The following is a 14,395-nucleotide window of genomic DNA, read 5'->3' on the forward strand; positions in this document are numbered from 1 at the left end:
AAGGCCCTAAAACCTTCTTTTTTACTGCTGTTCTGATTCCGATTTATTTGCACTTGTTTCAGTGCTTTGTGAAGTTGAAGAAGTCAAATCTTGACTAGTTGAAGAACTTGTAATACTTTCGTGTTGACTCGTTTCTTTATTTTCAAGATCTTTTTTCACTACTTCATTGGATTCTTTTATTTCTGAGTTACTTGTATCTCTAGTTGTAGCAGATTTCTCTACCGGAACATCCACTAACCAGGCACCACTTGAATCAACAGTATAGCCTTCTGGTGTCTTACCGTTCACAAGTAATTGACCATTTTCTTTCAAGAAGTACCATTTATCCTTGTCTTTAATCCAACCAACAGCTCGTGAACCGTCTTCCTTATAGAAATACCAATCATTTGCCTTTTTAAGCCAGCCTTGCTTCATAGCTCCTGATTCTTCTAGATAGTAATGATGACCAGAAACTTCTATCTCGCCTGTCTTCATGGTACCAGTAGAATCCATATAGTACCAGGTTTCTTTATCTTTTACCCAGCCCGTTTTCATTTCCCCTGATTGAGCAAAATAGTACCATTGTCCATCAATCTTACGCCATCCTGTTATCATATCCCCATCATTTGATAGATAATAGGTCTGACCGCCAGTATTAAGCCAACCAGTCTCCATCTGATTTTCTTTGTTGAAATAATACCAGCTTCCATTGATTTTCTTCCAATTTTTAGCAGATGCACCAGAGTCTGTCAAATAGAACCAACGATTGTTCCATTTTTTCCATTGATTCTGTAACAAGATACCCGTTTGGTTGAAGTAATACCATTCACCCTTGATTTCATTCCAACCAACTGCATATTCTCCTGTAGAGTCAGGCGCTTGATACCACCAGTTTCCATAAGCACTCTTATGCCAACCAGCTTGAAAACTTGGAATCTGCTTGTAAGAAGTTGAAATATTGACAAAACCATCTTGTCGAATATCAAAAACTGTCGCATCATAGTCTTTGCTGGCTGCGTTAATTCTCTCAATTCCTCGTTCTTTGAGCCAATTGACATACTCACTATCAACACCATTTTTCCAAGGTAAACTATCCGAAGTTTGAACAATCAAACTCGGACTCAAATTTTTAATGAAATCCTTGGTGTTTGATTTATTGGTATCATAGTGATGATTAAACTTCATCAAATCAACTTTTCCAATGAGAGGACCATACTTGTCTTCTGCTCCATGAGCATTATCCAAATCTCCTCCGAGGTAAATTTTCTTACCATTGACTTTCACTACACTAATCAAAGAATTAGAATTGTCATCCCAAATTTTCTTTAATTCACCTGATGAATCAGTTTCATTTTCATAGTTATAGAGTTGAATATCCATGTCCCCAAACTGAAAATGAGCATCCCCTTGTGTAATGTTTTGAATAACTGAAACACCTTTTTCTGCAGAAGTCTGTAAAACCTTATCATAGCCATACAGATTATCCCATAGATGAGTTGGTGTTGTAATCCGACTATCAGAGTATTTTTTCATGTAGATACGACCAACTGGATAGGTTTGCAGTAACTCATCAACGTTTCCAATATGGTCACTATGGGTATGGGTTACCAAAATAAAATCAAGTTTTTGGACACCCAATTCCTTTAAATGTCGCGAAACACGATCTGTCAGAACATGCTTATAAGATGTTTCAATTCCTTCTCTCCATGGGTAACGAGAATCACTTCCATCTGGGAAATCATAATCTTCTCCTGTATCCACCATGGCAAAATGTCCATTACTTTCAAGAATGATCGCATCACTGCCACCTTCCTGAACATTTATAAAGTGGATTTTATTTCCTGAACTTTCTTGAGCTTGAACATTCCCATGAAATGACAAGCATAAAAAAGCACCTGCAAGTGCTAAACTAGTTAATTTCTTTTTCATTCTTACTTTCTCAATCTCTCCAATGTTTCCTTAAAAATCTCTGGGATATCTGCTGTAAATTCCATGGTCTCACCTGTTCTCGGATGGGTAAAGCCTAGAGTCTTGGCATGGAGAAATTGTCCATGTCCTTTCAAAGTCTTGCGAGGACCATAGACCTCATCACCAGCGACTGGATGGCCAATATAAGCCATGTGAACACGGATTTGATGAGTGCGTCCTGTCTCTAGCTGCAACTCTACCAAGCTGTAATCACCAAAACGTTCCAAGACGTGGAAACGGGTCACTGCAGGCTTCCCTTTAGCAGTCACAGCCTGTTTCTTACGGTCTTTTTCACTACGGCCAATCGGAGCTTCAATCACACCACGATCATTAGGCAGATTTCCATGAACAATAGCCCAATATTTTCGGAGAGACTTTTTATCCTTGAGTTCTTGGGCAAGTGCTAGATGCGCCTCATCGTTTTTAGCAATCATGAGAAGGCCAGACGTATCCTTATCAATACGATGAACAATTCCTGGGCGTAGAACCCCATTGATACCCGACAAGTCCTTAATATGATACATAAGGGCATTTACTAGAGTTCCACTAGTATGACCAGCACTCGGATGCACCACCATCCCCTGAGGTTTGTTAACGACGGCCACATCCTCATCTTGGTAGATGATATCTAGCGGAAGATTCTCAGCCACATACTCTAAGACCTCCGGCTCTGGTACATGGTAAGTGACGATATCACCCTCTTGAACTGTGTATTTAGCTTTCTTGACTTGACCATTAACCAAGACCTGTCCTGATTTGATTTGTTCATTCGCGAGACTACGTGATAATTCTGTCAAATCCGACAAAGCCTTATCTAAACGCAGGCCACCAGTTTCAATTTTAATTTCCATTTATTTCCTCTTTTAGCATTGCAATCAATAAAATAATCACTCCAACAGTCAGATAGCTATCTGCCACATTGAAAATTGCAAAATTGATAAAGTCCAAGTGAAACATATCCACAACAAAGCCCTGACTTACCCTGTCAATAAAGTTTCCAAGACCACCTGCGATAATCAAGGTCAAACCCAAGACCATCCAGAATGAGTCCTCCATGTGTTTATGTAGATACCAAATGGCACCTACCACGACAACCAGGGTAATGACAGCGAATAACAACTGCTGATCTTGTAAGATAGAAAAGGCTGCACCTCGATTTTGCAGGTAGGTCAAACTAACGAAATTGGGAATCCAAGAGCGTACTTCACCCAGTGGAATCTGCTGGACGATATAGGATTTTACCAACTGATCAAGCCCAATCAAAAGTAGTACAATGACTGCCACTATTCCTCTTTTTTTCATGATTTCCTCTTCTGATTAAAATATTCTTGCATGACTTCTACAAAGAGAGTCCCAGCTTGACTCAGCTCCACTTCTTCACGTTTAACATAGACCATGCGATTATCTAGGTTATCCTTGAGACGAATGACTGTAATCCCATTGACACTGTCACTATCTAAAAATCCAGAACCTGTTGCATAAGCGTCCGTCCGCTCCAAAATACCATTCAAAGTAGCACGGTCTGTCACATTGAACATCTGCGAGCTCGCACTGGTATCAACAAAGTTCTCTGAATAATAAAGATACTCATCTTTCTCTTGAGTGAAACGAACCGTTGGTAGATCAGATAAATCCTCCATAACCAATTCCTCTTTCTGAGCCAAAGGATGCCCCTCGCGGAGATAAATGTGGGTATGGAAGGAAATCAATTCAATGACCTCCAGACCTAGCTTTTCAACCCGTTGCATAATACCTTTTTTATTTTGATTGTTGAGGTAGATAATCCCAATCTCACTATGCCCTTGCGCTACTTCATCTAAGATTTGAACAGTAGTTGATTCAAAAATACGAAAGTTCTTATAATCAGGATAGCGCTCTGAAAAGGCCGTAATGGTTGGTGGCAAGAAGTCATAGTGCTGACTAGCAATGGAAAATTCATCTTTTTCTTCTTCAGGATTGGCATACTGATTTTGAAAAATATCAAATCCTTTAACCAATTCTTGAGCTTTTTCATAGAATTCCATACCACGACGAGTCAAGAAAGTCCCTGAGCTGGTCCGACGGAAAATCTTAAAGCCCAACTCTTTTTCCAAATCACGAACAGAAATAGACAGACTCGGCTGACTAACATACATCTTTTCAGCAGCTTCACGAAAAGTACCGCTATTCGCAATAGCCACAACATAGCGTAATTGTTGAATGTTCATCTTCTACCCCCAACTTCTTTATCTTTTCATTATACCATATTTTAGAAGTTTTCCAAAAAGGAAAAAAGTTTGGAAATTTTCAAGTCTCAATAAAGACTCTAACATTCCAAGACAAGAATTAGAATAATGTCTTTTTTCAGTCCTTATCTGATTTCAAGCAAATAAAAACAGCAAATCTTGTTGATTTACCGTTTAAAAGATGATACAAATTCAATTTCATATAAATTTATGAAAAAAGCCCTCTAAACTTTACTTCTATCTCTATGAATCAACTAGAAAAATCTCTTCAATTCTATTGGCTATATCTGGACTTACTTGCCAAATCCCAACATAAGGTTGTTCAATATACTGTTTTTCTTTCATAGTATATAGATAGACTACACTATCATTTTCTTCATTCTGATGAGTGAATTTGATAATGATGTAATCTTTAACATTTGTCGGTTGATCATTGAAACTCTCAAAAGTTGTAGATTTGGACTGTTTCTGTATCTCCTTAATTAACTTTGAGATTTCTTCTCTCTGGGTTATTGTTTTAACATTTTCAGAGAGTTTTTTCTGAATAGAAATTACAGAAATCGTTTCAGGTTCAGGAAGAATAAGTTTTTTCTTACTGACACAAGCAGATATAACAAGAAAAGAGATTGAACAGACTATCATTATGATAATTTTTTTCATACAAGTCCACATCCTTTCATTCTGCTTACTTTTTCTCTGAGATACAATTATAATATCAAACCGTAGCAATTTTTACAATATCTTATTCCCTTATAAAATTCATTATTGTAAAAGTTTTACATTCAACTATTTTTTCATTGTAAAATAAAGTAGCCGATAAATTCTCTTCTTACATAGGGTTTTAGATACGGGGACCAAAATGGGTACCAAAACGAAAAAACAGGCTCTCCGAAAAATCGGAAAGCCTTATTTAATGCTACTTCTAGCTTCCTTGCCTTTACATTTCAAGGCTCGGGATAAAAAGGTTCACTGGACCTTTTTATTTAGCGATTGGGTAAACAGAAACCTGCTTTTTATCGCGTCCTTTACGTTCAAAGCGTACTACGCCTTCAACTTTAGCGAACAAAGTATCGTCTCCACCACGTCCAACGTTTACACCTGGGTAGATGTGTGTACCACGTTGACGGTAAAGGATTGATCCACCTGTTACAGTTTGTCCGTCAGCTGCTTTAGCTCCAAGACGTTTTGCTTGTGAATCACGTCCGTTTGATGTAGAACCTCCACCTTTTTTGTGGGCGAAAAGTTGCAAGTTGTTAAGAGTCATTTTTAACATAATGTTTTCCTCCGTGTTAGTTTTCTGTGATAACTCTGGTTTGGACGAACTCAGAAGAGTTCTCCGATAAGTTTGCCATACCTAAGAAAAATGATTCAAAGAATAACTGGGTCATTTCTCTCTGGTGTGAAGGAAGATCTTTTGGTATTTCAACCATCAGATAGCCACCTTCATCTTCGTTTAATTCTAGGATTGGTTCATAGCCTGCAAATTTCTCAATAGAATTGATAAAGTTAATGGCAAGCGTAGAAACCGATGCACACACGACATCAAAGCCGTATTCGCCACTCTCGGCGTGTCCAGTAATTTCCGCACTCCTCAGCTCGCCATCTTCGGCTCTCTCAAAGACTGCCTGTATCATGTGTTCTCCTTAAAATTAAGCGTTAATTGCGTTGATGACAACTTTTGTATATGGTTGACGGTGACCTTGTTTACGGTGGCTACCTTTTTTAGGTTTGTACTTGTAAGTAACAACTTTCTTTTGTTTTCCTTGTTTTTCAACAGTTCCAACTACAGTAGCTCCAGCAACAAGTGGAGTTCCGACAACAGTGTTTTCACCACCAACAAGAACAACTTCGTTAAAAGTAACTTCTTGACCAGCTTCAACGTTCAATTTTTCAACGTAAACTGCTTGACCAACTTCAACTTTAACTTGTTTTCCGCCAGTTTTGATAATTGCGTATGTGCTCATTATGCACCTCCTATGATTTTTATGGGTTTCCCCGAATTTTTTGTGAAGACTCGCCTAGCATCGTGGGACAAACCACTTAAACTTGAATAATCAAGCAACGATGTTCGTGCGGTTGCACAGGATCGTGCATAGTCAACTCTTCAAGTATAGCATATCTCCTATTTTCTTACAAGTAATAACACCTAAAATGAAGCTTTTTCTTTTACTTTTTTCTGCCAAGAGGCAAAAAGCATGCTAATGTAAAAAATGCTCATCATAATAGGAACACCAAGAATGGTCTTTTCATGATAGAAAATCGTCAAATAGGCTGAAAAGACAACGCCAAGGACAAAACTACTAAGCAGGCTAACAAATATAAATCCTTCACGCAAAAAAGGTGTGTGCTTGGTTCGGAAATAATCTCCAAAAGCCAGCATGGTCCGTTTGATATTCCCTGTCATAAAAGCGTTATTATAGGCAATACCCGACACTTCTCCAAAAGCAGTTGTCACCAGTCCCATACAGAAAGCCAAGGGCGGCACTAGATAGATATTATCTACAGTTTGCGGCACAAAACCAATAATGATTGATAAGATTGCCAAAGGAATCAATGACAGAATGGGCTTTTTCACAATTCTCAATTTTTCCTTATAAATCGTTAGTAAAAAGACCCCCATCATAAAAGCTAGTAAGGTCATTACTTTGGCACTGGCATCTGACACATTGTGTTGAATGAGTCCCACTGATAAAAAGACTACATTCCCAGTTTGTCCAGCTACAAGAGTATTCCCTCGCACAATAAACGTATAGGCATCTACATAACCTGCACAAAAAGTCAAAAAAAGTGCTAGCCTCTTAGACTGACGTGATATTTTTCTTATAGGTAATAACCTCATTTTCCCTCCCATTTCATTTACTCATCTCATTATTGTACCACTTTCTTTGGAAAAGACCTAGTAGCTTATTTGAAAATTTTTACCCTCTGTTGGATAGTCTCGTTTATCTATGTTATAATGAAAGAAGGATTTGAAATCGAAAAAGGAGTAACTATGCTTAAATTAGGTGTCATCGGAACAGGGGCTATCAGTCACCACTTCATAGAAGCAGCCCATTCCAGTGGAGAATACAAGCTGGTCGCAGTCTATTCTAGAAAACTAGAAACTGCGGCAACCTTTGCTTCTCGCTATCAGAATATCCAACTCTTTGATCAAGTAGAGAACTTCTTCAAGAGCTCCTTTGATGTGGTCTATATTGCTAGCCCAAACTCCTTGCATTTTGCTCAGGCAAAAGCTGCATTGTCTGCAGGTAAACATGTCATTCTTGAAAAGCCAGCTGTCACTCAGCCACATGAATGGCTAGATTTGAGACATACAGCTAAGAAAAATCACTGTTTTATATTCGAAGCAGCTCGCAATTACCATGAAAAAGCTTTCACTATCATCAAAAACTTTTTAGCAGACAAGCATGTGTTGGGAGCAGATCTCAACTATGCCAAGTATTCTTCTAAAATGCCTAACTTGTTGACTGGGGAATCACCAAATGTCTTCTCAGACCGTTTTGCTGGTGGAGCGCTTATGGATTTGGGGATTTATCCTCTCTACGCTGTCGTTCGTCTCTTTGGAAAAGCTCAAGACGCGACCTATCAGGCTCAACAGCTATACAATAGCATTGACCTAAATGGAGACGGAATTCTCTTCTACCCTGACTTTCAAGTTCACATCAAGGCTGGGAAAAACATCACTTCCAATCTCCCTTGCGAAATTTATACGACAGATGGAACCCTGACGCTCAACACCATCGAACATGTCAGCTCGGCTATTTTTACCGACCACCAAGGCAATCAAATCCAACTCCCTATCCAACAGGCTCCTCATACAATGACTGAGGAAGTTGCTGCATTTGCACACATGATCCAGCAACCAGATCTGAATCTCTACCAAACTTGGTTGGAAGATGCAAGTTTTGTTCATGAACTACTATTTACCATGCGCCAGACTGCTGGCATTAGATTTGAGGCAGAAAAATGAAAAACAAACTACCGACTGAATGGCAAGAACTGAGTGACCAACTCGGTTTCCAAGAATTCACTCCCATTCAAACTCAACTATTTGAGCCCCTTCTTGCTGGAGAAAACCTCCTAGGAGTGAGCCCAACAGGAACTGGTAAGACCCTAGCTTACCTTCTACCAAGTCTTCTCAGACTACAAAAGAAAAAAGCCCAACAACTCTTGATTCTAGCACCAAATACTGAGCTTGCTGGACAGATTTTTGATGTATGTAAAACGTGGGCTGAAGCTATCTGCTTAACTACCCAACTCTTCTTATCAGGTTCGAGTCAAAAACGTCAAATTGAACGACTCAAAAAAGGACCAGAAATTCTGATTGGAACCCCTGGCCGTATCTTTGAACTGATTAAATTGAAAAAAATCAAGATGATGAATGTGGAAACCATCATCCTGGATGAATTCGACCAATTACTAGATGATTCTCAGATACACTTTGTCGAGAAAATTACTCACTACGCACCTCGTGACCACCAACTTGTCTATATGAGTGCGACAACCAAGTTTGACCAAAAGAAGATTGCGCCTAACACACGTACCATTGATCTCTCTGACCAAAAATTGGACAACATCCAGCACTTCTACATGCAGGTAGATCAACGTCACCGAGTGGATATGCTACGAAAACTGGCTCATGTAGAGGATTTCCGAGGTCTTGTCTTCTTTAACAGCCTATCAGACCTTGGAAGTGCAGAAGAAAAACTACAGTATCGGGATATCTTGGCTGTTTCCCTCGCTAGTGATGTCAATGTCAAGTTCAGAAAAGTCATCTTAGAAAAGTTTAAAGACAAGCAACTAACCCTACTTCTCGCAACAGACCTTCTGGCTCGTGGAATTGATATCGATAGCCTCGAATGTGTCGTAAACTTTGATGTTCCTAGAGATAGCGAAACCTACACTCACCGTGCTGGCCGTACTGGTCGTATGGGCAAGGAAGGTTACGTTATCACTCTCGTCACTCATCCAGAAGAAATCAAAAAACTTAAGAAGTTTGCAAGTGTACGAGAAATTGTCCTAAAAAATCAAGAACTCTATGTAAAATAAAGCCCTCATTGAGGCTGGGCAAAAAGTCTTTAAAATCAAAAACGCATAATATCAGGTATTGAACCTTGATATTATGCGTTTTATTGTGGGAAATTTTACTTCATTTTCTCCTAAAATTGAGTTTTTATCTAGCCTCTTTTTTGTAAAACTACATAAGATTCGTAGTAAAAAAACTCTCCAACTATTTTATTATACCATATAAATTAATAAATAAATAGACTTGTTTTTTTATTTTTTTGACGTATACTAATAATAGAAAACGCTTAAAATTAAATAAAAGGAGATTTTATGAGGAAAGTAAATAAGGACATTTTATTCTTAACCGGAATCATAGTTTTATGTTTTGGTTTTTTATTATTTCACATCAACCCCTATTATGCTGGACCCGATGAGACACTGAAAGGAAGAATAAATTTATTCTTTTGGCAGCTATATTGGAGACCTATAGGAACTCTCAGTATCCTTTCGGGTTGCATTATGACTTTCAAAGGATTGAAAAAATAATCTTTTGATCATGAAGAATAGACATTTTTTTATGATTAAATTGAAATTATTGTTTTTCTCTGTTCTATCAAATCTATTTTTCTTAGTCACAACATCTACGGTTTTTGCTGATGTCTATCCTTGCACAAATTATGAAATTGTATCTAATCGTGTTGTAAAAGATATCAACACAGGAGAGTTATTGTCATTTTATACGACTGAACTTAGAGACGCCTATTTAGAGTCTAAATCTACGTATCAGACTCGTTCTAATGCAACTGGTGTTGCAGACTATAGAACTAGCTCCTCTCACTCTTATAAGAGCAGCGCTACATCAGGATCTCTAAGTTCAACTGCTTAGGGTGGAAAAGCTGGAGCTACCCTAACTTTAAGTGCAGCTGTTAGCTTTTCTGCTCCTGAGTCTGGATTTTGACTTAGTTTAAATCACTCAGTATCCCATAACGTACCACCCTACACTTATGGTTACATCAGGCTAAAAGCATCTTACATAGTAAATGTTCGTAAACTAGAAGTTAGATACTTAGGAACTAACAAATGGGTTCCAGCTGGTGAAACCTCTACTATATCGAATGTTAGTGTTTGGAGCGAACTAGTCACTTGAAAATAACTTATTAGATGGATCTGGACTTTATCAGGTCTATCTTTTTATTTTTTTAAAAAAAGAACCTTGCATAGCAAGATTCTTTTAGTGTCTGACTTAAATAATTGTTCTTCTGGGAACTAAATCGAATTAAGCTTCGATTTCTGTAACCATACCTGAACCAACAGTACGTCCACCCTCACGGATAGAGAATGTAGTACCTTGTTCTACGGCGATTGGGTGGATCAACTCAACGTCGATTGTCACGTTATCACCAGGCATTACCATTTCAGTACCTGCTGGAAGTTCGATTGAACCTGTAACGTCAGTAGTACGGAAGTAGAATTGTGGACGGTAGTTGTTGAAGAATGGAGTGTGACGTCCACCTTCTTCTTTAGTAAGGATGTAGACTTCACCTTTGAATTTAGTGTGTGGGTTGATTGAACCTGGTTTAGCGATAACTTGTCCACGTTCAATTTCATCACGTTGAACACCACGAAGAAGGACACCTACGTTATCTCCGGCAAGACCTTCGTCAAGTTGTTTACGGAACATTTCAACACCAGTAACAACTGCTTTTTGAGTTTCTTCTTTGATACCAACGATTTCGATTTCGTCGTTGACTTTAACGATACCACGGTCGATACGTCCTGAAGCAACTGTACCACGTCCAGTGATTGAGAATACGTCCTCGACTGGAAGAAGCAATGGTTTGTCAGTGTCACGTTCTGGTTCTGGGATGTACTCATCAACTGTGTTCATCAATTCCATAACGATGTCTTCGTATTTAGTGTCACCTTCAAGGGCTTTAAGAGCTGAACCTTGGATAACTGGAAGATCGTCACCTGGGAAGTCGTATTCTGACAATAGGTCACGGATTTCCATTTCAACCAATTCAAGCAATTCTTCGTCGTCAACCAAGTCAACTTTGTTCATGAAGACGATAAGGTGTTTAACACCAACCTGACGTGAAAGAAGGATGTGCTCACGAGTTTGTGGCATTGGTCCGTCAGTTGAAGCTACTACAAGGATAGCTCCGTCCATTTGAGCGGCACCAGTGATCATGTTTTTAACGTAGTCCGCGTGTCCTGGAGCGTCGATATGAGCGTAGTGACGTTTTTCAGTTTCGTACTCAACGTGCGCAGTGTTGATTGTGATACCGCGTTCGCGTTCTTCTGGAGCAGCATCGATAGACGCATAGTCTTTAGGTTGGTTAACTGATGAAGGCAAGCGACGTGCCAAAACAGTTGTGATAGCTGCAGTTAGGGTAGTTTTACCGTGGTCAACGTGTCCGATAGTACCAATGTTAACGTGTGGTTTACTACGATCGTATTTTTCTTTTGCCATTTGAGTAAAAGCCTCCAATAAAATATATTTTATAGATAGACAGTAGGCAATACAGTCTAACTTTCCTTACTATTTTATCAAATTTCAGCTAAATTGCAAGTGTTTTACAAAGTTTTTGTGAATTATTCTTAATCTACTAATCTAAACGACACTTCCACTCCTATCACTTGCCTAAATAAAAAGAAAAATCAGGGTTCTCCTGACTTTTACTTAGTTAATTCTCTTTCTCGTTCTTTCATTATTTTATGATTTTCATACAAACGTGATAAAAACTTAGAAATTTCTTTTAAGATAGAATAAGTTGGTACAGCGACAATCATACCAATGACACCATAGATATTACTTGATAACAAAAGTAATACTAAAATCGTAATTGGATGAACCTTCATTACCCCACCAACGATCCGAGGGTAGAGAATATTTCCATCCACTTGTTGAATAATCAGCATATAAACAACTGCAATCAACATTCTATGAGGGTCAGTAAAGACATTGGCAATAATCATCGGAATCAAGCCAATACTTGGCCCTACATAAGGAATGAGATTGGCTAAACCTGAAAAGATGGCAAAGACCAAAGCATATTTTAAACCAATAATACTATATCCGATAAAGGCCAAACAACCAATAATAATCGCATCAATGGCGACTCCACTAATATAGCGAGCGATTGTAGCATTCAAATTTTTTAAAAGACCTGTAATATGCAACTTATCACGCTTTAAAACAGTACGTTCAAGCATCGGTAAGAATTTGTGACCATCTAACAAAAAATAAATTAAAAATACAGGGGTCATGATAATAATCAAAACAGTACTAAAGAGCGCAGATAGGACACTTCCGACACTATTCGTTACACTATTTAGGATATTTTGTAGAATATCTACATACGATAGATTTAACTGTTGAAAAGTCGCTTGAATGTCTAAATTTTGAAAGACTGGATAAGTAGATAAATCCACAATCAAATCTTGTATTCGACTGTATATCGTCTGGCTTGTTGCTATCAAACTGGTCAACTGATTAATCAAAATCGGTAAGAGATAGACTACCCCAATAACTAGCCCCCAGACCAAGGCACACAAGGTTAGTAGAATACCAATGATACGGTTAATTTTGAAATACTTTTGTAAAAAATTTACAATAGGATTGGTTAAATAATATAAAAAACCACCTAAAAGAAAGGGAATCATTATAGTGTTTGCGACGCTTACAAAAGGTGTAATAATCGCTCCCATCTGTCTCCATAAATAAAAGATGATGGTTAATAGTAAAATCTCACTGGTCCAAAAAAATAATTTATTCTTACGAAACATGGGGTACCTCCATTTATCTATTTTACCACACTTTCAAAAAAGCTTCTTTCTTCTATCATGAAACTGGGAATATTTTTTTCTTTATGATAGAATAAACTTACTATGAAAAAAATAATTTTAACTCTATTAAGCCTGTCCCTTATTGGCTCAGCATCTACTGTTGCTGCTCAAGATTTTAATATTGCTGCTAAACATGCCATTGCTGTTGAAGCAAATACTGGTAAAATTCTCTATGAGAAAGATGCAACACAACCTGTTGAAATTGCTTCAATCACAAAGTTAATTACTGTTTATCTTGTCTATGAAGCCTTGGAAAACGGCAGTATTACACTATCAACTCCGGTAGATATTTCTGATTATCCTTACAAATTAACGACAAATTCTGAAGCGAGTAACGTTCCTATGGAGGCTCGTAATTATACCGTCGAACAACTACTTGAAGCAACCCTAGTATCTAGTGCTAACAGTGCGGCTATTGCCCTAGCTGAGAAAATTGCTGGCTCAGAAAAAGATTTCGTCGATATGATGCGTGCAAAGCTCTTGGAATGGGGAATTCAGGATGCCACTGTTGTCAATACGACGGGTCTTAATAATGAGACTCTAGGGGATAACATTTACCCAGGATCTAAAAAAGATGAGGAAAATAAGCTTAGTGCTTATGATGTCGCTATCGTTGCTCGCAATCTCATCAAAAAATACCCACAAGTCTTGGAAATCACGAAAAAACCTTCTTCTACTTTTGCTGGAATGACAATCACATCTACCAACTACATGTTAGAGGGTATGCCTGCTTATCGCGGTGGTTTTGACGGACTTAAGACAGGAACAACAGACAAAGCTGGAGAATCTTTTGTTGGTACTACTGTCGAAAAAGGGATGAGGGTTATCACAGTTGTTTTGAATGCAGATCATCAAGACAATAATCCTTACGCTCGCTTCACAGCTACATCCTCACTAATGGATTATATCTCTTCTACATTCACACTTCGCAAAATCGTTCAGAAAGGCGATGCCTATCAAGATAGCAAAGCCCCTGTACAGGATGGAAAAGAAGATACAGTCACTGCTGTTGCCAAAGATGATATTTCTCTAATTGAACGTGTTGGAGGTCAATCTTCTCAATCTATTCAATTCATACCTGATTCTAAGGCAATTCCAGCACCACTTGAAGCCGGAACAGTTGTTGGGCATTTGACTTATGAAGACTCAGACTTGATTGGTCAAGGTTACATTACCACAGAACGTCCTAGTTTTGAAATGGTAGCAGAAAAGAAAGTAGAAAAAGCCTTCTTCTTAAAAGTTTGGTGGAATCAGTTTATCCGCTTTATCAACGAGAAATTATAAAAAAATCGCGATTTTAAACCGCGATTTTTTTGTTAGAAGTTCATCTTCAAAATCCTTGATTTTGAATAAAGCTAATACTCAAT

General features: G+C 38.2%; 15 protein-coding genes, 1 pseudogene and 1 other annotated feature. Of the genes and pseudogenes, 5 read left to right on the plus strand and 11 right to left on the minus strand.

Annotation, left to right across the window (positions count from 1 at the left end; genetic code table 11):
- Nucleotides 1-21: 21 nt before the first annotated feature.
- The 4 genes from cbpE to JQ843_RS07455 are packed head-to-tail and all read right to left on the minus strand — an operon-like array spanning nt 22 to nt 4,154.
- Entirely contained in the window at nt 22-1,908 is a 1,887-nt protein-coding gene (gene cbpE, locus JQ843_RS07440; RefSeq protein WP_070527304.1) for a phosphorylcholine esterase CbpE, read from the minus strand.
- A 2-nt stretch (nt 1,909-1,910) separates the two neighbouring features.
- Entirely contained in the window at nt 1,911-2,798 is an 888-nt protein-coding gene (locus tag JQ843_RS07445) for an RluA family pseudouridine synthase (RefSeq protein ID WP_000403207.1), read from the minus strand.
- On the minus strand, nt 2,788-3,249 hold the full coding sequence (gene lspA / locus JQ843_RS07450) for a signal peptidase II (protein ID WP_000745686.1): 462 nt from the start codon (nt 3,247-3,249) through the stop codon (nt 2,788-2,790). The genes JQ843_RS07445 and lspA overlap by 11 nt, the downstream gene beginning before the upstream one ends.
- Complete coding sequence (locus tag JQ843_RS07455) at nt 3,246-4,154, minus strand: LysR family transcriptional regulator (protein WP_203180617.1); 909 nt, start codon at nt 4,152-4,154, stop codon at nt 3,246-3,248. Before JQ843_RS07455 ends, lspA begins: the two co-directional genes overlap by 4 nt.
- On the opposite strand from JQ843_RS07455, the pseudogene JQ843_RS09780 reads away from it, so the two are divergent.
- Nucleotides 4,147-4,221: pseudogene (locus tag JQ843_RS09780) on the plus strand (AraC family transcriptional regulator); the annotation flags it as partial. The gene JQ843_RS07455 and the pseudogene JQ843_RS09780 sit on opposite strands and share 8 nt — an antisense overlap.
- A gap of 194 nt (nt 4,222-4,415) precedes the next feature.
- Here JQ843_RS09780 and JQ843_RS07460 read toward each other — a convergent pair.
- The 5 genes from JQ843_RS07460 to JQ843_RS07480 all read right to left on the minus strand — a co-directional run bounded on the left by JQ843_RS07460 (nt 4,416) and on the right by JQ843_RS07480 (nt 7,023).
- Nucleotides 4,416-4,832, minus strand: coding sequence for a DUF5301 domain-containing protein (locus tag JQ843_RS07460; protein WP_203213303.1), 417 nt, complete (start codon nt 4,830-4,832; stop codon nt 4,416-4,418).
- Nucleotides 4,833-5,151: 319 nt separating this feature from the next.
- Nucleotides 5,152-5,445 (minus strand): 50S ribosomal protein L27, encoded by a 294-nt coding sequence (rpmA, locus tag JQ843_RS07465; protein ID WP_000916509.1) that lies wholly within the window; start codon nt 5,443-5,445, stop codon nt 5,152-5,154.
- 16 nt (nt 5,446-5,461) lie between these two features.
- Nucleotides 5,462-5,806, minus strand: coding sequence for a ribosomal-processing cysteine protease Prp (locus tag JQ843_RS07470; protein ID WP_000613694.1), 345 nt, complete (start codon nt 5,804-5,806; stop codon nt 5,462-5,464).
- A gap of 15 nt (nt 5,807-5,821) precedes the next feature.
- Nucleotides 5,822-6,136, minus strand: a complete 315-nt coding sequence (rplU, locus tag JQ843_RS07475) for a 50S ribosomal protein L21 (RefSeq protein WP_000109141.1) — start codon at nt 6,134-6,136, stop codon at nt 5,822-5,824.
- 36 nt (nt 6,137-6,172) lie between these two features.
- Nucleotides 6,173-6,260: a sequence feature (ribosomal protein L21 leader region), on the minus strand.
- A 58-nt stretch (nt 6,261-6,318) separates the two neighbouring features.
- Complete coding sequence (locus JQ843_RS07480) at nt 6,319-7,023, minus strand: YoaK family protein (RefSeq protein WP_203180615.1); 705 nt, start codon at nt 7,021-7,023, stop codon at nt 6,319-6,321.
- A gap of 141 nt (nt 7,024-7,164) precedes the next feature.
- On the opposite strand from JQ843_RS07480, the gene JQ843_RS07485 reads away from it, so the two are divergent.
- The 3 genes from JQ843_RS07485 (at nt 7,165) to JQ843_RS09785 (ending at nt 10,065) form a co-directional block, all read left to right on the plus strand.
- Nucleotides 7,165-8,142 (plus strand): Gfo/Idh/MocA family protein, encoded by a 978-nt coding sequence (locus JQ843_RS07485; RefSeq protein ID WP_203180614.1) that lies wholly within the window; start codon nt 7,165-7,167, stop codon nt 8,140-8,142.
- On the plus strand, nt 8,139-9,221 hold the full coding sequence (locus JQ843_RS07490) for a DEAD/DEAH box helicase (RefSeq protein ID WP_033686658.1): 1,083 nt from the start codon (nt 8,139-8,141) through the stop codon (nt 9,219-9,221). The genes JQ843_RS07485 and JQ843_RS07490 overlap by 4 nt, the downstream gene beginning before the upstream one ends.
- A 535-nt stretch (nt 9,222-9,756) precedes the next feature.
- Nucleotides 9,757-10,065: a hypothetical protein gene (locus JQ843_RS09785; RefSeq protein WP_238393765.1), complete on the plus strand. Its 309-nt coding sequence runs from the start codon at nt 9,757-9,759 to the stop codon at nt 10,063-10,065.
- A gap of 390 nt (nt 10,066-10,455) precedes the next feature.
- Here JQ843_RS09785 and tuf read toward each other — a convergent pair whose 3' ends face one another.
- Nucleotides 10,456-11,652: an elongation factor Tu gene (gene tuf / locus JQ843_RS07500; protein ID WP_001040726.1), complete on the minus strand. Its 1,197-nt coding sequence runs from the start codon at nt 11,650-11,652 to the stop codon at nt 10,456-10,458.
- Between the two features lie 206 nt (nt 11,653-11,858).
- A complete protein-coding gene (locus JQ843_RS07505; protein ID WP_203213304.1) occupies nt 11,859-12,968 on the minus strand; it encodes an AI-2E family transporter in 1,110 nt (369 codons plus the stop codon).
- Between the two features lie 102 nt (nt 12,969-13,070).
- On the opposite strand from JQ843_RS07505, the gene pbp3 reads away from it, so the two are divergent.
- On the plus strand, nt 13,071-14,312 hold the full coding sequence (pbp3, locus tag JQ843_RS07510) for a D-alanyl-D-alanine carboxypeptidase PBP3 (protein WP_203213305.1): 1,242 nt from the start codon (nt 13,071-13,073) through the stop codon (nt 14,310-14,312).
- The last annotated feature ends 83 nt before the right edge of the window (nt 14,313-14,395 follow it).

Source organism: Streptococcus mitis (assembly GCF_905187495.1).
GTDB classification, from domain to species: domain Bacteria; phylum Bacillota; class Bacilli; order Lactobacillales; family Streptococcaceae; genus Streptococcus; species Streptococcus mitis_CU.

Bases quoted from the DNA above. Each gene is read 5' to 3' on its own strand.
- JQ843_RS07460 (WP_203213303.1), bottom strand. From the start codon at position 4,832: ATGAAAAAAATTATCATAATGATAGTCTGTTCAATCTCTTTTCTTGTT.
- JQ843_RS07505 (WP_203213304.1), bottom strand. From the start codon at position 12,968: ATGTTTCGTAAGAATAAATTATTTTTTTGGACCAGTGAGATTTTACTA.
- rplU (WP_000109141.1), bottom strand. From the start codon at position 6,136: ATGAGCACATACGCAATTATCAAAACTGGCGGAAAACAAGTTAAAGTT.
- JQ843_RS07445 (WP_000403207.1), bottom strand. From the start codon at position 2,798: ATGGAAATTAAAATTGAAACTGGTGGCCTGCGTTTAGATAAGGCTTTG.
- JQ843_RS07490 (WP_033686658.1), top strand. From the start codon at position 8,139: ATGAAAAACAAACTACCGACTGAATGGCAAGAACTGAGTGACCAACTC.
- JQ843_RS07480 (WP_203180615.1), bottom strand. From the start codon at position 7,023: ATGGGAGGGAAAATGAGGTTATTACCTATAAGAAAAATATCACGTCAG.
- tuf (WP_001040726.1), bottom strand. From the start codon at position 11,652: ATGGCAAAAGAAAAATACGATCGTAGTAAACCACACGTTAACATTGGT.
- JQ843_RS07455 (WP_203180617.1), bottom strand. From the start codon at position 4,154: ATGAACATTCAACAATTACGCTATGTTGTGGCTATTGCGAATAGCGGT.
- lspA (WP_000745686.1), bottom strand. From the start codon at position 3,249: ATGAAAAAAAGAGGAATAGTGGCAGTCATTGTACTACTTTTGATTGGG.
- JQ843_RS07470 (WP_000613694.1), bottom strand. From the start codon at position 5,806: ATGATACAGGCAGTCTTTGAGAGAGCCGAAGATGGCGAGCTGAGGAGT.
- rpmA (WP_000916509.1), bottom strand. From the start codon at position 5,445: ATGTTAAAAATGACTCTTAACAACTTGCAACTTTTCGCCCACAAAAAA.
- JQ843_RS09785 (WP_238393765.1), top strand. From the start codon at position 9,757: ATGATTAAATTGAAATTATTGTTTTTCTCTGTTCTATCAAATCTATTT.
- cbpE (WP_070527304.1), bottom strand. From the start codon at position 1,908: ATGAAAAAGAAATTAACTAGTTTAGCACTTGCAGGTGCTTTTTTATGC.
- JQ843_RS07485 (WP_203180614.1), top strand. From the start codon at position 7,165: ATGCTTAAATTAGGTGTCATCGGAACAGGGGCTATCAGTCACCACTTC.
- pbp3 (WP_203213305.1), top strand. From the start codon at position 13,071: ATGAAAAAAATAATTTTAACTCTATTAAGCCTGTCCCTTATTGGCTCA.